Here is a 22,119-nt window from a genome sequence, read left to right as displayed (position 1 = left end):
GCCATCCAGCGGCAGACATTGCCCATGCTGACGATGTAGTTGCCGTGGTTCGTCATCAGGGGCGGCATGGGCCAGTTCGGCACCCGCACCTGCCCCGCCGCGCCGAGGATGTAGAAATTGTCGTCCGTGACCTCGGTCGTCACCGGCGCGCCCCGCTCGCGCCAGTCGGGGATCAGCGCGTCCAGCCCGCAGGGGTCCAGCACCGCCCCCGAGAGGATATGCGCCCCGACCTCCGAGCCCTTCTCCAGCACCACCACCGACAGATCCGCGTCGAGCTGCTTCAGCCGGATCGCCGCCGAAAGACCCGCAGGCCCCGCACCCACGATCACGACATCATACTCCATCGACTCGCGCGCGAATTCGGTATCAACGGTCATCTGCTGGCGTCCTCCCTGGCGTCTGGCTTGCCGCAGAGGTAGCGCGCCAGGCTGCGCGGGGCAATCATGACGCTGTGTGACCGATCGCCCGGGGGCGGCGGCGCAGGCGGCGGGCGCGGCGGCGCCGAAAACCGCGCCAGACCGGCGGCGCAGGCTTGCATTGCGCCCGGATTTGGGGTCACGATGCCGGCGAACAAAGGTTCAGCGCCCCTGCCATTCCGAATGGCGGGGGCGTTGCCTTAGCATCCGCAGGACAACCGCATCCCACGACGGGCCGCACCCCAAGAAGGACAGGGCAGCGATGGACAAGATACCGATGACGCGCAGCGGCTTTCAGACGCTCGAGCGGGAACTGGGCGAGCTGAAGTCGAAGGAACGTCCGGCCATCATCCGCGCCATCGCCGAGGCGCGCGAGCATGGCGATCTGTCCGAGAACGCCGAATACCACGCCGCGCGCGAGAAGCAGGGCTTCATCGAGGGCCGCATCAAGGAGCTGGAATCGGTCCTCTCGCGCGCCGAGGTGATCGAGACCTCGAAGCTGTCCGGCTCGATCAAGTTCGGCGCCATCGTGCACCTGATCGACGAGGACACCGAGGAAGAGCGCACCTACCAGATCGTCGGCGAGGCCGAGGCCGACATCGAGCGCGGCCTGCTGAACATGCGCTCGCCGCTGGCGCGCGCGTTGATCGGCAAGGACGAGGGCGACAGCGTCGAGGTCGTCACGCCCGGCGGGCAGCGCAGCTACGAGATCGTGCGGATCCGGTTCGAGTGACGACCATGTCCCTCGTCGCCCGCGCAAAGAGCCTTGCCAACCGCGATGCGCTGACCCGCGTCGGCCTGGCGCTGACGGCCGCCTGGCTGCTTCTGGTCCTGCTGTTCTGGCTGCTCGGCCCGACCGGCACCACCGAGCCGAGCGGCCTCGGCCGGCTGGTGCGCGTGATGGGGCTGGTGCTGCCGCTGGCGCTGATCTGGGTGGGCGTCTCGCTCGGGCGCTCGATCGAGATCCTGCGCGCCGAGGCCGCCGACCTGCGCCAGCAGCTGGGCCGGCCCTTGGGGCAGGACAGCCACGGCCGGGACGCGGCGCGCGCGCCGATGCCCGCCCCAACCGCGCGCCCCGCCGCCCCGCCTCACGGGCAAGCCCCGGCACCTGCCGCCGCCGCGCCCTCGGCCGTTGCCGCGCGGCCCCGGCCGGGCGATCAGCGCCAGACCGCGATGCGCTTCGAGCCGGGCCAGGCGCAGGCGCCGATCGACGTGACGACGCTGATCCGGGCGCTGAACTTTCCCGACGGGCCGGACGATCACGAGGCCATCGACGCGCTGCGCCAGGCGCTGCGCGATCCCGACCTGTCGCGGGTCCTGCGCTCGGCGCAGGATGTGGTCACGCTGCTGGCCGGCCATGACGTCTATATGGACATGCTGCCGCCGAACCCCGCCCCCGCGGCCGTCTGGCGCCGCTTTGCCGAGGGGCAGCGCGGCAGCGGCGTGGCCGCGCTCGGCGGCATCCACGACCGCGAGGCGCTGGAGACGGTGGCGCAGATGATGCGGCAGGACGAGATCTTCCGCGACACCGCGCATCACTTCCTGCGCCATTTCGACGGGCTGCTGGCGCGGCTCGTGCCCGAGCTGGACGAGCTGCAGATCGCCGTTCTGGCCGACAGCCGGTCGTCCCGCGCGTTCATGCTGCTGGGCCGCGTGGCCGGAAGCTTCGGCTGAGGCCGGCGCTTCAGGTCTGCACCTCAGGTCAGCGCCAGCCGCATCACGACGACGCGGCCCGACCAGGGCCAGCCGTAGCGGCCGCGCGTGACCTCGACGAAGCCGAGGCTGCGCCAGAAGGCCAAGGCCGCCTCGTTCCGCAGCCGCACCTCGGCGCGCAGGCCCGGCCGGCCGCGGCGCCGCGCCTCGGCGCTGGCGCGCTGAACCAGCGCCCGGCCGGCACCGCTGCGGAGCCGGTTCACGGCGACGCCGTCGATGACCAGGTCGGCCGTCTCGGGCGCGGCGCGGTAGAGCCACGGCCAGCCCGCCGCGGCCTCATCGGTGAGAAGCCCGCCCGAGCCGTCGCGCAGGCCCAGCACGCCCGCGACCCGCCCCTCGGCATCCAGCGCCGCGATGCCGTGATCGGGTCGCATCGGCGGGGGCGGACGGCGCGCCCGGCCGAAATGCGCCCACCACAGCCGCGCCGCGGCCGGCAGATGCGCGGCGGGAATGGGCGAGACGATCTGCACGGCCTGCCTTGTCATCGCTTGCGCGTCATGCAAGCAAGTGCCGCAGCACATCTGCGGACAGAAAGCCCCATGTCACCTTCCCCCGAATCCCGCCCCGCCAAGCGCGACGCGGCGCTGGAGGCGGCCGCCGCGCAGGCCCTGGCCCGCAGCCCGCGGCAGGCCTTCTGGCACGGCGCGGTGCAGTCGCTCCCCTTCCTTATCGTCATCATGCCCTTCGCCATCCTCTTCGGCGTGGTCGCGCTGGAGGCCGGGCTGGATCTGGCGCAGGTCATGGGCTTTTCGGTGCTCGTGCTGGCCGGCGCCTCGCAGTTCACGGCGGTCCAGCTTCTGTCGGACAACGCGCCGGTCTGGATTGTGATCCTGTCCTCGCTGGCGGTCAACCTGCGGATGGCGATGTATTCCGCCTCGCTGGTGCCCTGGCTGGGTTCCGCCACGGGCAGGCAGCGGGCGGGGCTGGCCTATGTGCTGATCGACCAGACCTATGCGCTGTCGATCCAGCATTACGAGCAGCATCCGCGCCTCAGCATGGCGCAGCGGCTCGGCTATTTCGGCGGCGCGGCGCTGGTTCTGTGCCTGCCCTGGGCGATCGGCAGCTGGATCGGCGCGACGGTCGGCCAAGCCATCCCCGAGGAGGTCGCGCTGGACTTCGCGCTGCCCATCACCTTCATCGCGATGATCGCGCCGATGCTGCGGACGATCGCGCACATGGCCGCCTGCTTCGTCGCGGTGGTCGCGGCGCTGCTGCTGGCCGGGATGCCGTCGGGCTCGGGCCTGCTGATCGCGGCGCCGCTCGGGATGATCGCGGGCGCCCTGGTGGAAACCCTGACCGAGCGGAGGGCCGCGCCATGACCGGCGGTTACTCCGACGCGACCATCTGGTTCGTGATCCTGGTCCTCGGGGTGGGGACCTACCTGATCCGCTGGTCCTTCCTCGGCGCGCTCGGCGGCAAGGCGATGCCGGGCTGGGTGCTGCGGCTGCTGCGCTACACGCCCGTCGCGGTGCTGCCGGCGCTGGTCGCGCCGCTGGTCGTCTGGCCCGCCGCGACCGAGGGGCAGACCGACCCCGCGCGGCTGGCCGCGGCCATCGCCACGCTGAGCGTCGGCGTGCTGACGAAGAACGTGGTCCTGTCGATCCTGGCGGGGGCGGGGACGCTGTTTGGCCTGATCTACATCGCGGGCTGAGCGCCGGCCTGGCCGGTGAAGCTGCCGTCCTTGCGCTGAATCCTGACGCTGTGGACGAGGCGCGGATCGCCGTCGCGCCATTCCCGCGTCTGAACGCCGGGCTGCGCCAGGAACCAGCGCCGCAGGCGCAGCGGCGACCAGGCAACCGGCGCCGTCTCGAAGCCCGGCACGCCCTGGAGGGCGCGGCTGCTCTCGATGGCGCAGAAGCTCTTGTTGGCGGGGCCCTGCGCCTCGACGCGGCGGATGGCGATGTCGGCCACCTCGCGCGTGACCGGCAGGCGGTCCTCGGCCACCCAGTAGTTCGAGCGGGTGTGGTAGTCGATGTAGAAGTTCTTGATCTCGTCGGTGATCCCGTACCAGACGTCATGCCGCTCGGGCAGCTTGGGGTGCATCCAGCTGCCGGCCGGGTCGTAGATGACGCGCTGGCTGCCGTTGATCAGCAGCGCCGTGTGCCCGCCGTCGCCGCGCGGGATGCCGACGACCGTCAGCAGCGTCACCGAGGGCGGTTCGGGCGAGACGTAGCGCGCCGCGCGGACGCGGTCGTCCGGCGCCCAGTTGTTGTCGGCCCCGCAGGCGGCCAGCAGCGCCGGCACCGAGGCCGCGAGGAACGCGCGTCGTTTCATCGGCCGCGGCTCAGGAGTTCGCGAGGGCGAGGAAGATCAGCACGGCGAGCGACAGACCCGTCACCCACATGGCCCACCGCAGGAAGCCGGCAAAGGTCTTCTTCTGGTGGCTGACATCCATCGTGCCTTGGGTTGCGCCGGGTTTGTTGTCGAGATCGGCCATGTCTGCCCTCCTTAAAGCGTTTGCCCTGCGATAGCGGATCGGGACTGGCCTGTCACGCCCCCCACAGCGCCGCACCCTCGGTTTCACCGACCTGTTGCACGAGGCCCCGGCGGACGAGGTGATTGACATGGGCGACGGCCTCGACCAGCGCGAGGCCGTACTCGCCCGCCCCGATCGGGCGGCGGTAGAGGATGTCGAAGCAGCCCGCCGCGCTGCGCGGTCCCGCGGCCAGGGCGGCCGCCAGCCGCTCCAGCGCGGCATGGTGGTTCTCGATCAGCTGGGACAGGCGCGTGGGCAGGCCGGTGAAGGGCAGCTTGTGGCCCGGCAGGACGCGGTGGCGCGGCTCGGCCAGCGCCAGCATCCGCGTGCAGCTTTCCAGCCACTCGCCCACCGGGTCGGCCTCGGGCTCGGTCGGGTAGACGCCGAGATTGGGCGAGATGCCGGGCAGCAGCTGGTCGCCCCCGATGACCAGGTCGTCGTCCAGCGACCAGAAGGTGGCGTGGCAGGGCGCGTGCCCGTGCCCCATCGCCACGCGCCAGCGGCGGCGGCCGAAGGCGACCTCCTGCCCGTCGGTCAGCCGCGTGAAGCCGAGCGGCAGGGGATGGACCATGTCGGCGAAGTTGAACGGCCGCTCGGCCGCGCGCGCCTCCAGCAGCGCCGGCGGCATCCCGGCGCGGCGCCAGAAGGCCAGCGTCTCGGGCGCCGGCCGCTCCTGCACGTCGAGGGTCAGCATTCGCGCGGTCAGCCAGGCCGTGCGCGACATCATCAGCTCTGCCCCCTCCGCCATAAGCCAGCCGGCGAGGCCGATATGGTCGGGGTGGTGATGCGTGCCGATGACCCGCAGGATCGGCTGGCCGCGCAGCGGGCCGGCCCGCAGCGCCGTCCAGATCGCCCGCCCGCGCTTGCTGTCAAAGCCGGTATCGACGACGGTCCAGCCGCCCGCCTCCTCGAGGGCGTAGACGTTGACATGGTCCAGCGCCATCGGCAGCGGCAGGCGCATCCAGAGGACCCCGGGCGCCAGCTCGGTCGCCGTGCCCTCCTCGGGCGGCAGCTCGATCAGCGCGCGGATCACGCCGCGAAATCGCCCGCGAGCGCGGCGTCATCGACGCCGGCCAGGTCGTCCAGCCCCGCGACCGCCTCGGCCAGGTCACCCGCATTGCGCGGCAGCACCCGCGCCATGAAGACCCGCGCCATCGCCCGGTGCGCCCCGTTGCCGGCCAGCGCGGCGCGCAGGTGGTAATGCCCGCCGAGCACCCTGGCGAAAGCGTTGAGATAGGGCACGGCCCCGGCGAAGCGCTGCGGCAGCTCGCGCTCCAGCAGCGCCAGCGTCGTCTCGCGCAGCGTCTCGGCGGCCTGCCACAGCTGATGCGCCAGCTCGGGATGCTCGCCCTGCGCGGCCTTGGCCCCGTCCAGCACCTCGTCCAGAAGCCGCATCGCCGCGTCCCCGCCATCGGACAGCTTGCGCCCCACCAGGTCCATCGCCTGGATGCCGTTCGTGCCCTCGTAGACCGAGGTGATCCGCACGTCGCGGAGATATTGCGCCGCGCCCGTCTCCTCGACATATCCCATGCCGCCATGGACCTGCACGCCCATGTCCGCCACGCGGATGCCGACATCGGTGCCATAGGCCTTGGCGATGGGCGTGAGGAACGCCGCGCGGGCCGCGTGATCCGCCTCGCCCGTCGCGCGCTCCAAGTCGATGGCGACGGCGCAGGCGAGGGCGATGGCGCGGGCGGCGAAGACCTCGGCCCGCGCGGTCGCCAGCATCCGGCGCACGTCGGGATGCTGGATGATCGGTCCCATCTGGTTGCGGTCGACGGCATAGGCGACGGCCTTCTGCAGCGCCGCCTCGGCCACGCCGACGCCCTGCATCCCGACGCCAAGCCGGGCAACGTTCATCATGGTGAACATCGCGGCCATGCCCTTGTTCTCGGCGCCCACCAGCCAGCCGGTCGCGTCCTCGTAGGACATCACGCAGGTCGGGCTGCCATGGATGCCCAGCTTCTCCTCGAGGCTGACCACCTTCAGGCTGTTGGCCACGCCCGGATTGCCCTGATCGTCCGGCAGGTATTTCGGCACCATGAAGAGGCTGATCCCCCGGGTCCCCTTCGGCGCCCCTGGCAGCCGCGCCAGCACCAGGTGGCAGACATTGCCGACGAAATCCGCGTCGCCCCAGGTGATGTAGATCTTCTGTCCGCTAATCCGGTAGGTCCCGTCCCCCGCAGGTTCGGCCTTTGTGACCAAAGCGCCCACGTCGCTGCCCGCCCCCGGCTCGGTGAGGTTCATCGTCCCCGACCATTCGCCGCTGATGAGCTTCGGCAGGTAAAGCGCCTTTAGCTCATCGCTGGCATGATGCTCCAGCGCCTCGATCTGGCCCTGCGTCAGCAGGGGGTTCAGCTGCAGCGCAAGGCAGGCGCCCGACATCATCTCGGCCACGGCCATGTTCAGCGCCTGCGGCAGGCCCATCCCGCCATGTTCGGGATCGGCCGAGACGCCGACCCAGCCCCCCTCGGCAATGGCCCGGAACCCCTCGGCATAGCCGGGCGAGGCGCGCACGACGCCGTTCTCCAGCACCGCCGGGTGATGGTCGCCCGCCATGTTCAGCGGCACCAGCACGTTGCTGCACAGCTTGCCGGCCTCGTCGAGGATCGCCGAGGTGGTCTCGGCCGTCGCCTCCGCGAAGCGCTCGGTCGCGGCCACCTCCGCGAAGGGCACGACGTGGTTCAGGATGAAGTCGATCTGCGCGACCGGCGCCTTGAAGCTCATCTCATCTCCCCCCCTGCCGCCTTGGCATCGGCCCGCGCGGCGACTATCAGCATCCTCTGGAGGCGATCTTGGAACGCGTCCTTCACCGGCTCAACCGAAACCCCGCGTCACAGATGAGAACCCTGCGCCTTCCCGCCGACCCTGACGGCATCGCCGAAGCCGCGCGCCTGCTGGCGGCGGGCGCGACCGTGGCCATCCCGACCGAGACCGTCTACGGCCTTGCCGCCGACGCCCGGAACGGCGCGGCGGTCGCGCGCATCTATGCCGCCAAGGGCCGGCCCAGCTTCAACCCGCTGATCGTGCATGTCCCGGACCTCGCCAGCGCCCGGACCATCGCCGCCTTCCCGCCCGAGGCCGAGGCGCTGGCTAAGGCCTTCTGGCCCGGCGCCCTCACGCTGGTCCTGCCGCTGCGCCCCGAGGCCGGCATCGCCTCGCTCGTCACCGCGGGCCTTGCCACCATCGCGCTGCGGGTGCCGGCCCATCCGGTCGCGCAGGCCGTGCTGCGCGCCGCCGGTCCCCTTGCCGCGCCCTCGGCCAACGCCTCGGGCCGCATCAGCCCGACCAGTGCGGATCACGTCCTCGACCCGAGCGGCGGCCTCGACGGCCGCATCGCCGCCGTCCTCGATGCCGGGCCCTGCGCGGTCGGCGTCGAATCCACCATTCTCGGCTGGCCCGGCGGCATCCCCACGCTCCTGCGCCCCGGAGGCATCCCTGCCGAGGCGCTCGAGGCCGCGCTCGGCCGCCCCCTCGCCCGGCACGAGGGCGATCCCACAGCCCCGAGCGCGCCCGGCCAGCTGACCAGCCACTACGCCCCGACCGCGCCGCTGCGGCTGAACGTCACGCAGCCCAGCCCGGACGAGACGCATCTCGCCTTCGGCGCCCCCGGCCCCTTCACCCTGTCCGCGACGGGCGATCTGGCCGAGGCCGCGGCCCGCCTCTTCGACCTGCTGCGCCGGGCGGACTCGGCCGGGCGCCCGATCTCGGTCGCTCCCATTCCCGACTACGGCCTCGGCCGCGCAATCAACGACCGCCTGCGCCGCGCCGCCGCCCCCCGCCCCTGATCTCTCCTGTGCGAAAATATCCCAGGGGGAGTCGCCAAAGGCGACGGGGGGCAGCGCCCCCCGCCCCCGCTCAAAGCCCGAGCGAGTTGTAGACGTTCGAGATCCGCCGGATCGCCACGACATAGCCCGCCGTCCGCAGGTCCTCGACCTTCGGATTGCTCATCCAGACCTCCTTCATCTTCTTGAAGGATTCTCGCATCGTGTCGTCGAGGCCCGAACGCACCAGCTCCAACTCGTCCGCGCCGGTCAGGAACGCCTCCTTGAACCCGCGCGCCAATTCGAAATTCGTGCCAGTGTCGGACGAGATCCGCTCCAGCTCCTCGATCAGCAGCCGCGCCCGCGCCTCCTCGTGGCGCCGCTCCAGCCGGCCGAGGCTGATCTGCGACAGGTTCTTGACCCATTCGAAATAGGACACGGTCACGCCGCCGGCATTGGCATACATGTCCGGCACGATCACGATGCCGCGCCGCTTCAGGATCTCGTCGGCATCCGCCGTCACCGGCCCGTTCGCGGCCTCGATGATCAGCTTGGCCTGGATGCGCTCGGCATTGCCCTCGTGGATCACGCTCTCGATCGCCGCCGGGATGAGGATGTCGCACGCCTCCTCCAGCGCGCCGAGGCCGTTCTCGCGATACTCGCCGCCCACGAAGCCCTTGATCCCCCCGGTCGAGCGGATGTGCCCGCGCAGCGCGTCGATGTTGATGCCCTGCGGGTTCAGGATCGCCCCGTCGCGCTCGATCACGCAGGTCACCAGCGCCTTGTCCTCGCAGGACAGGAACTGCGCGGCATGATAGCCCACATTGCCGAGGCCCTGCACGATCACCCGTTTGCCGGCCAGCGCGCCTTCCAGCCCCGCCCGCTTCATCACGTCGTCATGACGGAAGACCTCGCGCAGCGCGTATTGCACGCCCCGGCCCGTCGCCTCGACGCGCCCGTCGATCCCGCCCGCATGGCGCGGCTTGCCGGTGACGCAAGCCTTCGCGTTGATGTCGTCCGGGTGAAGCCGCTTGTAGGCATCCGCCATCCAGGCCATCTCGCGCTCGCCCGTGCCCATGTCCGGCGCCGGCACGTTCTGGCTGGGCGAGATCAGGTTCCGCCGCGACAGCTCATAGGTGAAGCGGCGGGTGATGCGCTCCAGCTCGTCCTCGTTCCAGGCGCGCGGGTCGATGCAGAGCCCGCCCTTCGAGCCGCCGAAGGGCACCTCGACCAGCGCGCATTTGTAGGTCATCAGCGCGGCCAGCGCCTCGACCTCGTCCTGGTTCACGTCCAGCGAATAGCGGATGCCGCCCTTCACGGGCTCCATATGTTCGGAATGGACCGAGCGGTAGCCGGTGAAGGTGTGGATCTGCCCCCGCAGCCGCACCCCGAAGCGGACCGTGTAGGTCGAGTTGCAGACGCGGATCTTCTCCTCCAGCCCCGGCGCCAGGCTCATCAGGCCGGCGGCATGGGTGAACATCCGGTCGACGGAGTCGCGGAACGATGATTGTCTGGCGGCCATGGGCTCTCTCCTCCTCGGTTCGGCAGGTCATGACGCCTCGGACGCTAGGCGAAGCGCGCGGCAGGCGCCACCTCGTGCCCGGAAATTCGGCAAGAATCTTCACGCTTCCCATCGCCGTGACGGGCGGCGACGACCTGTGGCAGCAAAACGATGATAGGAACGTGATGCGGCTCACGGCTTTGCAACTTCCTCGGCCAGGGCATATGGTCCAACCATCAGGACAAGCTCGAAGAACGGGCGCCCGAGGGAGCAGACAGCATGTTGAAAGCCGCGATGGCGCTGACGGCCAGCCTTGCGCTTGCGGGCTGCATGATGCCGGCAAGCCGGATGCCGACGGATGCCGCGATGTCGGCCGGACCGCTGCCGCCCGCCGCGCCGATGGCGCCCGCCTATCCGGCCGCGCCCGGCTATGCGCCGCCAGCCCCCGTCTACGCGCCCGCGGTGCCGGGCTACGCGCCCCTCCCGCCCGTTCCGGCGGCCGCAGGCATGTCCGGCACCACCCCGCCCTTCCCGCAGGCGCCGCTCTATCCGGCCACCGAGCCCGCCCCGGCCGCCGCCACCGGCATCGCCGGCCTGCAGGAGCGCAAGCCCGACCTCTGCAAGGCCGAGACCTACCGCTCGTCCATGGGCCAGCCGGGCAGCACCATCCCGTCCCTCGGCATCACGCGCAGCTACCGCGTCGTCGAATACCGGGGGATCGAGCCGCAGAACTACGATCCCAACCGCATCGTCTTCCGCCTGGACGCTGCGGGCAACATCTCCAACATCGATTGCGGGTGACACCATGACCAAGACCGCCCTTCTCGCCGCCCTGGCCGGCGCCGCGCTGCTCGCCGCCTGCGAGCCCATGCCGACCGAGCCGGCCCCGCCCGCGCCTCCCGCCGACGAATGCGGCGCGGCCGGCTACCAGGGCCTCATCGGCCAGCGCCGCGAGGTGCTGGGGCAGATGACCTTCCCCATGAACACCCGCGTGATCGGCCCCGACGACGCGGTGACCGCCGATTTCCGCCCCGAGCGGCTGAACATCGAATACGGCCGCAACGGCCGGATCGAGAGGGTCAGCTGCTACTGATCTTTTCGCGTTGAACTGCCGCGGCGGGGGTGTCACCATCCTGTCATGCTGAACGCCCCGCCGCCGTTTCATGCCGACCCGGACCGCGTCACCTTCGACCGCAAGGAGCTGGGGCTGATCCTTTCCACCTATGGCCGCTTCGTCGCCGCCGGCGAATGGCGCGACTACGGCATGTCCTTCCTGCGCGACGTGGCCGTCTTCAGCGTCTTTCGCCGCGCGGCCGAGCATCCGCTCTACCGGATCGAGAAGCGCCCGCGCCTGCGTGCCGCCCAAGGCGCCTATGCCGTCATCGCGATGGACGGGCGGGTGCTGAAGCGCGGCCACGATCTCGCCCAGGTGCTGCGCGTCCTCGACGCCAAGCTGATCCGTCCCGTCGACTAAGGACGCCTCAGGTCCCGCGCGGCTTGGCCCGCACCGTCGGATCGGCCGCCGTCGGGTCCTCGGGCCAGGGGTGGCGCGGATAGCGCCCGCGCATGTCCTTCCTGACATCGGCATAGGAGCTGGCCCAGAAGCCCGGCAGGTCCATCGTCACCTGCACGGGCTTGCCGCCCGGCGACAGCAGCGACAGTCGCAACGGCCGGCCGGCGACGACCGGGTGCCGCGTCACCCCGAACAGCTCCTGCAGCCGCAGCTCGATCCCCGGCGCCTCGCCGTCATAATCGATCGGCACCCGCCGCCCCAGAGGGGTCACGAAATGCGCCGGCGCCTCGCGATCCAGCCGCTGCTGCCCCTCCCACCCGATGCGGGCCTTCAGCGGCTCGGCCAGGTCCAGCGCCCGAAGGTCCGAAACCGTCCGCACCTTCCCCAGCCAAGGCAGCAGCCAATCGTCCTCCGCCAGCAGCGCCGCGTCATCCACCGGCCCCAGCTCCGGCAGCAGCGCGATGCGCGCCCTCAGCCGCGCGGCGGCCGGCGTCCAGCGCAGCCCCTCGGCCCGCAACCCCTCAAGCGCCGCGCGCGCGATCTCCTCCGGCCCTGCCCCGTCCCACGGCCGATCCGACAGCACCAGCGCGCCAAGCCGCTCCTGCACCCGCGCCTCCACGCGGCCCTCGCGCCGGGACCACCGCACGAAGCGCGTCTGCTCGATCCGCGCGCCGTGCAGCGCCCGAATCCCGGCCTCGTCCAGCGCCGCCGCCAGCCGCACCCGCGCCTCGCGCCCGTCTCCGTCCAGATCCAGCGCCACGATCATGCGCGCCCGCGCCAGCGCCTCCTCGGCCGGCAGCACCGCCCCCTTTCCGCCCGAGAGCACATAGCGCGGCTCGTCCCCCTTCCGCCGCAGCCCGATCCGGTCGGGATAGGCCAGCGAGGCCATCTCGCCCGCCGTCATCCCTTCTTCGTTGCCCAAATACCCCCCGGGGGGTGCGGGGGGGACGGCGTTCCCCCCGGGGCGGGGGGGTCCGGGGGGGACAGCGTCCCCCCCGGCGCTTCTTACAGACGCGGCCCGGGACGCAACCAGCCGCCTGAGCCGCCGCGCCTCGGCCCGGATCTCCTCCAGCGCCCCCCGGTTCAACTCGCCAGCCACCTGCGCGCGCGGATCGCGGATCACCGCCAGCCGCGGCGCCAGGTCCGCCCCCGCCCCGCGCAACGGATCGCGCCCCGCAAGTAGCGCGGCCAAGTCCGCCGCCTCCGGCCCCGCGAGCGCCAGCATATGCGCCAGCCGCGGATGCAGCGGCAACGCCGCCAGCGCGCGCCCATGCGCGGTGATCCGCCCCGCGCCGTCCAGCGCGGAAAGGTCGCGCAGCAGCGCCCGCGCCTCGGCCAGCGCCCCCTCGGGCGGCGGCGTCAGGAAGGCGAGGTCCGCCGGCTCCGCGCCCCAGTTCGCCAGTTCCAGGGCCAGTCCCGCCAGGTCCGCGACCATGATCTCGGGCGGGGCGAAGGCGGGGAAGCCGCCCTCCTCGGCCCGCGCCCACATGCGGTAGCAGATGCCGGGCGCCACCCGGCCTGCGCGGCCGCGTCGCTGCTCGGCCTCGGCGCGGCTGACGCGCTCGGTCACGAGGCGCGACATGCCGCTGCCCGGATCGAAGCGCGCCCGCCGCGCCCGGCCCGCGTCCACCACCACCCGCACGTCCGGGATGGTCAGCGAGGTCTCGGCGATCGCGGTGGCCAGCACGATCCGCCGCTGCGCGCCCGGTCCGGTGGTCGGCGCCGCCAGCGCCGCCCGCTGCGCCGCCGGCGGCAGCGCGCCGTAAAGCGGCAGCACCTCGCAACCGCTGCCGCTCAGCATCCCGGACACCCGCCGGATCTCGCCCTCGCCCGGCAGGAAGGCCAGGATCGTGCCGCCTTCCGCCTGCGTCTCCGCCTCGGCCTGACGGATCAGCCGCGCCGCTTCGGCCTCGAGCCGCAGGCCGGCCGGCAGCGGCCGGTCCAGCCAGCGCGTCTCGACCGGAAAGGCCCGGCCCTCCGAGACGACCACCGGCGCATCGTCCAGCAGCGCCGCCACCGGCCCCGCCTCCAGCGTCGCCGACATCACCAGCACCGACAGGTCGTCCCGCAGCGCTCCCTTCGCCTCCCAGACCAGCGCGAGGCCCAGATCGGCGTTCAGGCTGCGCTCGTGGAACTCGTCGAAGATGACGCAGCCGACCCCCTCCAGCGCCGGGTCCGACTGGATCATCCTCGTCAGGATGCCCTCGGTCACCACCTCGATGCGGCGGCCCGGCACGCTTTCGCCCCGCATGCGGTAGCCTATGCTGCGGCCCACCGGCTCGCCCAGGGTCGAAGCCAGCCGCTCGGCGGCGGCGCGGGCGGCGAGGCGCCGCGGCTCCAGCATCACGATGCGCCCAGCCACCTGGTCCAGCAGCGCCAGCGGCACCCGCGTCGTCTTGCCCGCCCCCGGCGGGGCGACCAGCACCGCCCGCCCCGCGCGGGCGAGGGCGGCGCGAAGTTCGGGCAGGACGGCATCGATGGGCAGCGGCTCGGACATGTCCCGCTCATAGCCGCGGCGCGCGGCGGGGCGCAATGCACCCGCTCTGGCGGCGGCAGCGGGCCGGACCTATCTTGCCGGCCAAGCGTTAGGCTCGAAAGAAGAAGGCGTGGGGCGAGATGGGCATCGGCAGTGACGTGATTTCGGGCCTCGGGCTCGCCAATCCTGTCGTCAGGCTCGGCGTCACCGGACTCAGCCGCGCCGGCAAGACGGTGTTCATCACCGCCCTCGTCGCCAACATGCTCCAGCGCGGACGCATGGCCGGCCTGCGCGCCGCCTCCGAGGGGCGGATCAAGGCCGCCTGGCTCCAGCCGCAGCCCGACGACACCCTGCCCCGCTTCGACTTCGAGCGCCACCTCGCCGCGCTGACCGGCCCCGAGCCCTTCTGGCCCGACGGCACGCGCCATGTGAGCCAGCTGCGCCTGTCGCTGCGGATCGAGGGCGGCGGGCTTCTTTCCGGGTTCCGCGGCGCGCGGGTGCTGCATCTCGACATCGTCGACTATCCCGGCGAGTGGCTTCTGGACCTGCGCCTGATGGAGCGGGACTTCGGCCAGTGGTCAGCCGAGGTCCTCTCGCGCATCGGCGGGCGTCCGGGCGCCGACCGTTTCCTCGGCGCGCTCGGCGGCGAGACCCCCGGCGCGCCCTTCACCGAGCCGCGCGCCACTGCGCTGGCGCAGCTCTACACCGCGCATCTGAACGCGGCCCGAGCGGCCGGATGGGCCGACTGCACCCCCGGCCGCTTCCTCATCCCCGGCGAGCTGGAGGGCTCGCCCGCCCTCACCTTCGCGCCCCTGCCGCCCGAGCTGCAGGACGGCCATCTGGGGCGCGAGTTCCGCCGCCGCTTCGACGCCTACAAGTCGCGCGTCGTCCGGCCCTTCTTCCGCGACCATTTCGCCCGGATCGACCGGCAGGTGGTGCTGGTCGACGTGCTGGGCGCGATCCACCAGGGACCGCGCGCGGTCGAGGACATGCGCCGCGCCATGTCCGACATCTTGACCGCCTTCCGCCCCGGCCGCGCGGGCTGGCTGGCGCAGCTTCTGGGCCTCAGGCGGGTCGAGCGCATCCTCTTCGCCGCGACCAAGGCCGACCACCTGCACCACACGCAGCACCCCGCCCTCATCGCCATCGCGACGGCCATGCTGCGCGAGGCGCGCGACCGCGCCGACTTCCAGGGCGCGCGGACCGAGGCCATGGCCATCGCCGCCCTGCGGACCACCACCGAGGAGACGATCCGCCAGGGCGACGAGACCTTGCCGGCGGTGCGCGGGCGGCTGGTTGACGGGCGGCAGGCGGCCTTCTATCCGGGCGAGCTGCCGACCGATCCGGGCCTTCTGCTGCACCCCGCGCGGCAGGGCGCGGAGGGCTGGCTGGACGCCGATTACAGCGTCATGAACTTCGCCCCCGCGCGCCTGACCCTGCGTCCCGGCGACGGCCCGCCCCATATCCGGCTGGACCGCGCCGCCCAGTTCCTGATCGGAGACCGGCTGTGAGCGAGACGACCCCCCCGCCGCCCGCCCGCCGCCGCGGCCCGGTCCTGATCGAGATGCCGCAGGCCCCGCGCGGGTCGGGCGCTCCGGCCGGGGCCGCGCCCAGCCCCGCCGACGCGCCGCCGATCGACACGCCCGACCTGCCCCTGCCGCGCCCGCGCACGATGGAGATGGTGACGCGGCTCGTCGGCGCGCGGCCGTCGCGGCTGACGCGGCTGTTCCTCGGCTCGGGGGCGGCGCTGGTCAGCTTCTTCGTCGGGATCGCCGCGCTGGAATTCGTGAACCGGCTGCTGGTCAGCTATCCGCTGCTGGGCTGGATCGCGCTGGTGCTGCTGGCGCTGTTCATCCTCGCCACGCTCGGGATGGCGCTGCGGGAATGGTGGGCCTGGCGGCGGTTCGCCAAGATCGACGCGATCCAGCGCCGCGCGGGCAGCGCCCTGGCCGAGGAGGACCTCGACCGCGCCAAGTCCGTCTCCGCCGAACTGGTCGCGCTCTACGCCAAGCGCCCGGAGATGGAATGGAACCGCCAGCGCCTCGCCGACCGGCGCGGGGAAAGCTTCGACGCGCGGCACCTGCTGGAGCTGACCGAGACCGAGCTGCTGGCCCCGCTGGACCAGCTCGCCCGGCGCGAGATCGAGGCCGCCGCCCGCACCGTCGCCGCCACCACGGCGCTGGTGCCGCTGGCGCTGGCTGATGTCGCGGCGGCCCTGGCCGCGAACCTGCGGATGATCCGCCGCATGGCCGAGATCTATGGCGGCCGCGCCGGGGCCGTCGGCGGCTGGCGGCTGGCGCGCACGGTGATCACGCATCTGATCGCGACGGGCGCGGTCGCGGCCGGCGACGATCTGGTGCAGACCGTGGCGGGTGGCGGGGTTCTGGCGAAGCTGTCGCGCCGCTTCGGCGAGGGGCTGGTGAACGGCGCCCTGACCGCCCGCGTCGGCATCGCCGCGATGGAGGTCTGCCGCCCCCTGCCCTTCCTCGGCCAGCCCCGCCCGAAGGTCGGCAACCTGCTCAGCCGCGGGTTGCGCGGCCTCTTCGGCAGCGAAGAGGCCAAGGACTAGCGGCCAAGGACTAGCGCAGCACCATCTTGTAGCCCAGATGGCTCGCCTCGAAGCCGAGCCGGTCATAGAAGCGGTGCGCGTCGGTGCGCGAGCGGTCGGTGGTCAACTGGACCAGCGCGCAGCCGCGGCGGCGGCATTCCTCGATGGCCCAAGCGATCATCCCGGCGCCGATGCCGCGGCCGCGCAGGTCCGACGCGACACGCACCGCCTCGATCTGCCCGCGCAGCGCCCCGCCGCGCGAGAGGCCGGGGATGAAGGTCAGCTGCAGCGTTGCGACGACCCGGCCCGCCGCGTCTTCGGCCACCGCCAGAAGCTGCCGCGGGTCGGCGTCGATCTGCGCGAAGGCCGCGCGATAGGGTGCCAGGTCGTCCAGGCTGTCCCGCTCCGCGCCGAGCCTGTCGTCGACCAGCAGCGCCAGGATCGCGGCCAGATCGCCTGCCCGCGCACGGCGGAAGATCACGGCTGCGCCGCCCCCTGCCCGCCTTCGGCCGGCATGTCGGGCGCCTCGCCCGCCGCCTCCGGCACCTCCGGCGCGGCGGCATCCGAGGCGGGGTCGGCCTCGACCAGCTGGTTGTCCTGCCAACGGCCCGCGGCGACCTGCCCGCTGGCATAGCGCATCACGCCCTGCCCCTGCCGGCGCCCGGCCTCGAAATGGCCCTCGTAGCGGTCGCCGCTGGCATAGGTCGCGACGCCCTGACCGTCGATCTCGCCGGCGGCCCAACCGCCCTCGTAGATGAAGCCGTCGGGCGTGGTCAGGCGGCCCTGCCCCTCGCGCAGGCCGTTGACGAAGCTGCCGGTATAGACCGTGCCGTCGGGATAGGTCGCCTGCCCCTCGCCGTGGCGCTGGCCGTCCACCCAGGCTCCGGAATAGACGTAGCCGTCCGGGTAGGACATGCGCCCCTGCCCGTGGTTGCGGGCGCTGCGGAAGCTGCCCTCGTAGACCATGCCGTTGGCATAGGTGGCCTTGCCGTCGCCCTCGATCACGCCCTCGGCCCATTGCCCCTCGTAGGTCGAGCCGTCGGGATAGGTGATCCGGCCGGTCCCGTGGGGGCGGTCGGCGCGCATCTGGCCCAGATAGACCGAGCCGTCGGGATAGGTGATCTGCCCGCGTCCCTCCATCCGGCCCTCGGCCCATTCGCCGACATAGACATAGCCGTCCGCGCCGGTGAAGGTCCCCTGCCCGTGGCGGCGATCGCCGCGGAACTCTCCGTCATAGACATCGCCGTTGGCATAGGTGGCCACGCCCTGCCCCTGCCGGCGGCCGGCCTCCAGCATGCCCTCGTAGCGGTCGCCCCCCGGCTGGACCAGGACGCCCGAGCCAGACATCTGCCCCGCGGCCCAGATGCCGTCATAGGTCAGGCCGTCGGCCATCGACAGCTTGCCGCGCCCCGCCCGCTGGCCGGCCAGCATGCCGCCCTCGTAGGTGGCGCCGTCGGGATAGGTGATGCGGCCCTCGCCTTCCTTGACGCCGGCCTTCCAGTCGCCTTCGTAGCGATAGCCGTTCGGCTGCGTCAGAACGCCCGTGCCGTCATGCAGCCCGCTGGCGAAGGTTCCCTCGTAGACCGAGCCGTTGGCGTAGCGCGCGATGCCCTGACCGGTGATTTCGCCCGCAACCCATGCGCCCTCGTACGTGCCGCCATCGGCATAGGTGATCTTGCCCTGCCCCTCGGGCTTGCCGCGCACGAACTGGCCCTCGTAGACCGAGCCGTTCGGGAACTCGGCGCGGCCCTGGCCCATGATCTGGCCCTCGACCCAATCCCCCTGGTAGCGGTAGCCGTTCGGCAGCACGTAGCTGCCCTGGCCGTGCTGGAGGCCGTTCCTGAAGGTGCCCTCGTAGACGCCGCCGTCGTCGTATTGCCGCGTCACGACCTGCGCATCCGCCGCCCCCGCGGCCAGCGCCAGCGCCACCGCGCCCATGATCGTGCCCGCCCGAAGTGCCGCCTTCATCGCATCTGCCCTTGCCGTCTTTTGCGCCAGCTTTACCGCAGCCGGAACAAACACGCAAAGCCCGTCTTTCCACCGGCAGGCCTAGTCGCTACCCATGACCCGACGCAAAGGAGCCCGCCCATGACCGAACGCTTCCGCCTGACCATCGGCCAGCTCAACGCCACCGTGGGCGATCTGCCCGGCAATGCGGCCAAGGCGCGGGACGCCTGGCACGAGGCGCGCGCGGCCGGCGCCGACATGCTGGCCCTGCCCGAGATGTTCATCACGGGCTACCAGACCCAGGACCTCGTGCTGCGCCCCGCCTTCGCCCGCCAGGCCGAGGCCGCGATCATGGACCTGGCGGCCCAGCTGGCGGACGGCCCGGCGATCGGCATCGGCGGGCCGTACCGGGACGAGGCGGACGGCAAGCTCTACAACGCCTACTGGGTGCTGAAGGGCGGCCAGATGGTGGCGCGCGTGCTCAAGCACCGCCTGCCCTACCAGCAGCTCTTCGACGAACTGCGCCTGTTCCATCCCGGCCCGATCAGCGGCCCCTACCCGGTCGGCGCCGCCCGCATCGGCTCGCCCATCTGCGAGGACAGCTGGTCGCCCGACGTCGCCGAGACGCTGGCCGAGACCGGGGCCGAGATCCTCGTGGTGCCGAACGGCAGCCCCTATCACCGCGCGAAGATGGACCTTCGGATGGGCCACATGGTCGGCCGCGTGGTCGAGACGGGCCTGCCGCTGGTCTATGTGAACCTCGTCGGCGGGCAGGACGACCAGCTCTATGACGGCGCCAGCTTCGTGCTGAACCCGGGCGGGCACAAGGTCGTGCAGCTTCCGGCCTTCGCGGAGGCCGTCGCCCATGTCGACTTCACCTGCACCCCCGAGGGCTGGCGCGCCGAGCCGGGCCAGATGGTCCCGCAACCGGACGATTGGGAGCAGGACTACCACGCGATGATGCTGGGGCTCCGGGACTACCTGCGCAAGTCCGGCTTCAGGAAGGTGCTTCTGGGCATGTCCGGCGGCATCGACAGCGCGCTCGTCGCCACCATCGCCTGTGACGCCATCGGCCCCGAGAACGTCCGCTGCGTAATGCTGCCCTCGGAATACACCTCGGCCCACAGCCTCGAGGACGCCGCCGACTGCGCCCACCGCCTCGGGGCGCGGCTAGACGAGGTCCATATCGACGGCGCGCGCGAGGCGGTCACGGGCGCGCTGGCGCATCTGATGGCGGGCACCGAGCCCGACATCACCGAGGAGAACATCCAGTCCCGCCTGCGCGGCCTGATGCTGATGGCGCTCTCGAACAAGTTCGGCGAGATGCTGCTGACGACCGGCAACAAGTCCGAGGTGGCGGTGGGCTACGCCACGATCTACGGCGACATGGCCGGCGGCTACAACCCGATCAAGGACCTCTACAAGACCCGGGTCTTCGAGACCTGCCGCTGGCGCAACGCCAATCACCGGGACTGGATGATGGGCCGCCCCGGCGAGGTCATCACCCCGCGGATCATCTCCAAACCCCCTTCGGCCGAGCTGCGCCCCGACCAGAAGGACGAGGACTCGTTGCCCCCCTACGAGGTGCTGGACGCGATCCTCGAAGGGCTGGTCGAGAAGGACCTCTCGCTCGCGGAACTCACCGCGCAGGGATTCGACGCGGAGACCGTTCGCAAGGTCGAGGGCCTGCTCTATGTGAGCGAGTGGAAGCGCTATCAGGCGGCGCCCGGCCCGCGCATCTCGACCAAGGCCTTCTGGCTGGACCGCCGCTACCCGCTGGTCAACCGCTGGCGCGACCTGCCGTGAGGCAGCAGGGGGGCGCTGCCCCCCGTCCCTGCGGGACTCCCCCCGGGATATTTCGGGACCAAAGCAGGACAGAGAACACCCTGCCTGCCGGGGATCGCTCCAGCGTCAGACAGGGTGCCTGCTTCGGTCACGGTCATCGGCGTCCCCGCCTGTACCGTAGACCTCAAGTAGCACCTGCCCGTTAAGAAAGGCTTAAGCCTGCTTTGGTCGTGAAATATCCTCCGGGGGTCCGGGGGTGGAAAACCCCCGGCTTGCGAGGGTGCCGCCGGCGCTACGCTCAGGGGATCTCCATCTTCCCGATCAGCGGCAGATCGTCCTCGGGCGTGACGTTGTGGCGCTCGATCATGCGGTGGACCAGCGGATCGCCCTCGCCTTTGTGCAGGGCGCGCAGCGCCACCGTCACCTCGGCGTCCGACTTGGTGCGGCGCAGGTTGTGGCGGACATACTCGTCCCAGGTCGCGATGTGGTAGGTCTCGCTCCACTGGTCGGGATGCTCGAGGTCACGCAGCAGCGCCCAGTTGCGGGCGCCGTCGCGGCGGCGGATGTTGCGGCGCAGGCGCATGAGGCGCAGGAACTCGGCCACGTCCTCCTGCTCGATCCGGTAGTCGACCATCACCATGATCGGGCCCGAGCGGCCGCGCAGGTCCAGCCGCAGCGAGGGCTCGCGGAAGCGGTTCACCGGGTCCAGATCGGCGGTCCCGAACTCGGGCGCGCGGAGCCAGAAGCCGAGCGCCGCGCCGACCAGCAGCAGCAGGCCCGCCGTCGTCAGCGCCCGGTCCACCCCCTCGGCGCCTGCGAGCGCCCCCCAAGCCCAGGAACCCGCCGCCATCCCGCCGAACGTCGCCGTCTGGTAGAGCGCCAGCGCCCGCGCCACGACCCAACGCGGCGTCGAGAGCTGCACCGTCACGTTGAAGAGCGACAGCGCCAGCACCCAGGACGCCCCGGCCGGCACCAGCGCCAGCGCGTGCAGCCAGACGGACTGGGTCAGCCCCAGCAGCAGGGCTGCGGCCGCGAAGCCGGCGAAGGCGAGGCGCACTACATGCTCGTTCTCCAGCCGCGCCCGGATGCGGCCGTTCAGCATGGCGCCGATGATCGCGCCGATCCCGTAGCAGCCGAGCAGCCCGCCGAAAAGCAGCGAGCCGCCCTCGGGATGGCTGGTGGCGACAAGCGGCAGCAGCGCCAGCACCGCGATGGCGGCAAAGCCGAAGAGCGCGCCGCGCAGGATCACCCGCATCAGGTTCGGCGACAGGGCGACATAGCGCAGCCCCGCGCCCATGGCCGCGACGAAGGGCTCGGGCGTCGTCACCCGCGGCGCAAGCTTCGGCCGCCAACGGCTCATCGCGCCGAGCAGCGGCAGGTAGCTCACCGCGTTCACCGCGAAGGCCGCGGCGGCGCCGAACCCGGCGACAATAAGCCCTCCGGCGGCCGGGCCGACGCTGCGCATCAGGTTGAAGCCGACCGAGTTGAGACTGACCGCCGCCGGCAGGTCCTCGCGCGCGACCAGATCGCCCATGCTGGCCTGCCAGGGCGGGTTGTAGACCGCCTGGCCCGCCCCCAGCATGAAGGTGAAGCCGAGGAGCAGCCAGGGCGTCAGCCCGCCGCTCCAGGCAACCAGCGCCAAGGCGGCCGAGACGACGGTCATGAAGATGAGCGCCAGCATCAGCAGCGTCTTGCGGTCGAAGATGTCGGCAAGCGCCCCCGAGGCGATGGCCAGCAGCATCACCGGCAGCGTGTTCGAGGCCTGCACCAGCGCGATCAGCGTGGCGCTGTCGGTCAGCTGGGTCATCAGCCAGGCCGCCCCCACCGCCTGCACCAGCCCGCCGAAATTCGACATCAGCGTCGCCCCCCACAGGAGGCGGAAGTCCGGGTAGCGGAACGGCGCCAAGGCGGAGGCCGGGCGGGACGATCTGGACGGGGGCCGGTTCTGGCGCAAGGGCGGGACTTCTCGTGCTTCTGGTC

Annotated in this window: 22 protein-coding genes; 11 read left to right on the top strand and 11 right to left on the bottom strand. The window is 72.0% G+C overall.

All coding sequences use genetic code 11. The annotated features are described in order from the left end of the window. The coding region (locus BLP73_RS13975; RefSeq protein WP_139165966.1) for an NAD(P)/FAD-dependent oxidoreductase at window positions 1-377 on the bottom strand (377 nt) is incomplete at its 3' end. A gap of 301 nt (window positions 378-678) precedes the next feature. Between BLP73_RS13975 and greA the strand changes: the two genes are divergently transcribed. Together greA and BLP73_RS13965 are read left to right on the top strand one after the other, a co-directional pair. Then, window positions 679-1,149 carry a transcription elongation factor GreA gene (gene greA, locus BLP73_RS13970; protein ID WP_175453366.1) on the top strand — a complete coding sequence of 157 codons (471 nt, stop codon included), beginning with the start codon at window positions 679-681 and terminating at the stop codon, window positions 1,147-1,149. Between the two features lie 5 nt (window positions 1,150-1,154). Continuing rightward, complete coding sequence (locus BLP73_RS13965) at window positions 1,155-2,090, top strand: hypothetical protein (protein WP_425415696.1); 936 nt, start codon at window positions 1,155-1,157, stop codon at window positions 2,088-2,090. 23 nt (window positions 2,091-2,113) lie between these two features. Here BLP73_RS13965 and BLP73_RS13960 read toward each other — a convergent pair whose 3' ends face one another. Then, window positions 2,114-2,614 carry a GNAT family N-acetyltransferase gene (locus tag BLP73_RS13960; protein WP_175453365.1) on the bottom strand — a complete coding sequence of 167 codons (501 nt, stop codon included), beginning with the start codon at window positions 2,612-2,614 and terminating at the stop codon, window positions 2,114-2,116. 54 nt (window positions 2,615-2,668) lie between these two features. On the opposite strand from BLP73_RS13960, the gene BLP73_RS13955 reads away from it, so the two are divergent. Beyond that, on the top strand, window positions 2,669-3,448 hold the full coding sequence (locus BLP73_RS13955; protein ID WP_090745816.1) for an AzlC family ABC transporter permease: 780 nt from the start codon (window positions 2,669-2,671) through the stop codon (window positions 3,446-3,448). Continuing rightward, complete coding sequence (locus BLP73_RS13950) at window positions 3,445-3,780, top strand: AzlD domain-containing protein (protein WP_090745814.1); 336 nt, start codon at window positions 3,445-3,447, stop codon at window positions 3,778-3,780. The genes BLP73_RS13955 and BLP73_RS13950 overlap by 4 nt, the downstream gene beginning before the upstream one ends. Here the strand turns inward: BLP73_RS13950 and BLP73_RS13945 are convergent. Genes BLP73_RS13945 through BLP73_RS13930 form a run of 4 tightly spaced genes read right to left on the bottom strand, consistent with a single transcriptional unit; the run spans window position 3,765 to window position 7,332 of the window. Next, window positions 3,765-4,403: a hypothetical protein gene (locus BLP73_RS13945; RefSeq protein ID WP_090745811.1), complete on the bottom strand. Its 639-nt coding sequence runs from the start codon at window positions 4,401-4,403 to the stop codon at window positions 3,765-3,767. The two genes, BLP73_RS13950 and BLP73_RS13945, sit on opposite strands and share 16 nt — an antisense overlap. Window positions 4,404-4,413: 10 nt before the next feature. Beyond that, entirely contained in the window at window positions 4,414-4,566 is a 153-nt protein-coding gene (locus tag BLP73_RS13940; protein ID WP_090745808.1) for an aa3-type cytochrome c oxidase subunit IV, read from the bottom strand. 52 nt (window positions 4,567-4,618) lie between these two features. Next, window positions 4,619-5,638: an MBL fold metallo-hydrolase gene (locus tag BLP73_RS13935; protein ID WP_245686679.1), complete on the bottom strand. Its 1,020-nt coding sequence runs from the start codon at window positions 5,636-5,638 to the stop codon at window positions 4,619-4,621. Beyond that, the gene (locus tag BLP73_RS13930) at window positions 5,635-7,332 is read right to left on the bottom strand and encodes an acyl-CoA dehydrogenase (RefSeq protein ID WP_090745806.1); all 1,698 of its coding nucleotides are present in this window, start codon (window positions 7,330-7,332) and stop codon (window positions 5,635-5,637) included. The genes BLP73_RS13935 and BLP73_RS13930 overlap by 4 nt, the downstream gene beginning before the upstream one ends. Window positions 7,333-7,445: 113 nt before the next feature. Between BLP73_RS13930 and BLP73_RS13925 the strand changes: the two genes are divergently transcribed. Further along, complete coding sequence (locus BLP73_RS13925) at window positions 7,446-8,393, top strand: L-threonylcarbamoyladenylate synthase (protein ID WP_090745804.1); 948 nt, start codon at window positions 7,446-7,448, stop codon at window positions 8,391-8,393. A gap of 70 nt (window positions 8,394-8,463) precedes the next feature. On the opposite strand, the gene BLP73_RS13920 is transcribed toward BLP73_RS13925, so the two are convergent. Beyond that, on the bottom strand, window positions 8,464-9,891 hold the full coding sequence (locus tag BLP73_RS13920; protein WP_090745800.1) for a Glu/Leu/Phe/Val family dehydrogenase: 1,428 nt from the start codon (window positions 9,889-9,891) through the stop codon (window positions 8,464-8,466). Between the two features lie 258 nt (window positions 9,892-10,149). On the opposite strand from BLP73_RS13920, the gene BLP73_RS13915 reads away from it, so the two are divergent. From BLP73_RS13915 to BLP73_RS13905, 3 genes are read left to right on the top strand one after another with little or no spacing between them, the layout of a single operon-like run. Further along, complete coding sequence (locus BLP73_RS13915; protein ID WP_245686678.1) at window positions 10,150-10,671, top strand: hypothetical protein; 522 nt, start codon at window positions 10,150-10,152, stop codon at window positions 10,669-10,671. 4 nt (window positions 10,672-10,675) lie between these two features. Beyond that, entirely contained in the window at window positions 10,676-10,963 is a 288-nt protein-coding gene (locus BLP73_RS13910; protein ID WP_245686677.1) for an I78 family peptidase inhibitor, read from the top strand. Window positions 10,964-11,008: 45 nt separating this feature from the next. After that, entirely contained in the window at window positions 11,009-11,344 is a 336-nt protein-coding gene (locus BLP73_RS13905; RefSeq protein WP_090745797.1) for a DUF2794 domain-containing protein, read from the top strand. A gap of 7 nt (window positions 11,345-11,351) precedes the next feature. Here the strand turns inward: BLP73_RS13905 and hrpB are convergent, their stop codons facing one another. Beyond that, the gene (gene hrpB, locus BLP73_RS13900; RefSeq protein WP_090745861.1) at window positions 11,352-13,880 is read right to left on the bottom strand and encodes an ATP-dependent helicase HrpB; all 2,529 of its coding nucleotides are present in this window, start codon (window positions 13,878-13,880) and stop codon (window positions 11,352-11,354) included. 119 nt (window positions 13,881-13,999) lie between these two features. On the opposite strand from hrpB, the gene BLP73_RS13895 reads away from it, so the two are divergent. Both BLP73_RS13895 and BLP73_RS13890 read left to right on the top strand, forming a co-directional pair. Beyond that, complete coding sequence (locus BLP73_RS13895) at window positions 14,000-15,370, top strand: YcjX family GTP-binding protein (protein ID WP_090745795.1); 1,371 nt, start codon at window positions 14,000-14,002, stop codon at window positions 15,368-15,370. Beyond that, a complete protein-coding gene (locus tag BLP73_RS13890; RefSeq protein WP_245686676.1) occupies window positions 15,367-16,428 on the top strand; it encodes a YcjF family protein in 1,062 nt (353 codons plus the stop codon). Before BLP73_RS13895 ends, BLP73_RS13890 begins: the two co-directional genes overlap by 4 nt. A 10-nt stretch (window positions 16,429-16,438) precedes the next feature. Here the strand turns inward: BLP73_RS13890 and BLP73_RS19445 are convergent, their stop codons facing one another. Then, window positions 16,439-16,888, bottom strand: coding sequence for a GNAT family N-acetyltransferase (locus BLP73_RS19445; protein WP_175453357.1), 450 nt, complete (start codon window positions 16,886-16,888; stop codon window positions 16,439-16,441). Beyond that, a complete protein-coding gene (locus BLP73_RS13880; protein WP_090745792.1) occupies window positions 16,885-18,375 on the bottom strand; it encodes an MORN repeat-containing protein in 1,491 nt (496 codons plus the stop codon). Before BLP73_RS13880 ends, BLP73_RS19445 begins: the two co-directional genes overlap by 4 nt. 120 nt (window positions 18,376-18,495) lie before the next feature. On the opposite strand from BLP73_RS13880, the gene BLP73_RS13875 reads away from it, so the two are divergent. After that, window positions 18,496-20,160 (top strand): NAD+ synthase, encoded by a 1,665-nt coding sequence (locus BLP73_RS13875; protein ID WP_090745789.1) that lies wholly within the window; start codon window positions 18,496-18,498, stop codon window positions 20,158-20,160. Window positions 20,161-20,437: 277 nt separating this feature from the next. On the opposite strand, the gene BLP73_RS13870 is transcribed toward BLP73_RS13875, so the two are convergent. After that, on the bottom strand, window positions 20,438-21,994 hold the full coding sequence (locus BLP73_RS13870; protein WP_245686682.1) for an MFS transporter: 1,557 nt from the start codon (window positions 21,992-21,994) through the stop codon (window positions 20,438-20,440). Window positions 21,995-22,119 lie beyond the last annotated feature (125 nt).

Origin of the sequence: Paracoccus tibetensis (assembly GCF_900102505.1) — a bacterium.
In the GTDB taxonomy this organism is placed as follows: Bacteria; Pseudomonadota; Alphaproteobacteria; order Rhodobacterales; family Rhodobacteraceae; genus Paracoccus; species Paracoccus tibetensis.
The sequence above is the reverse complement of the archived record's forward strand: the minus strand, read 5'-3'. Positions and strand labels throughout refer to the sequence as shown.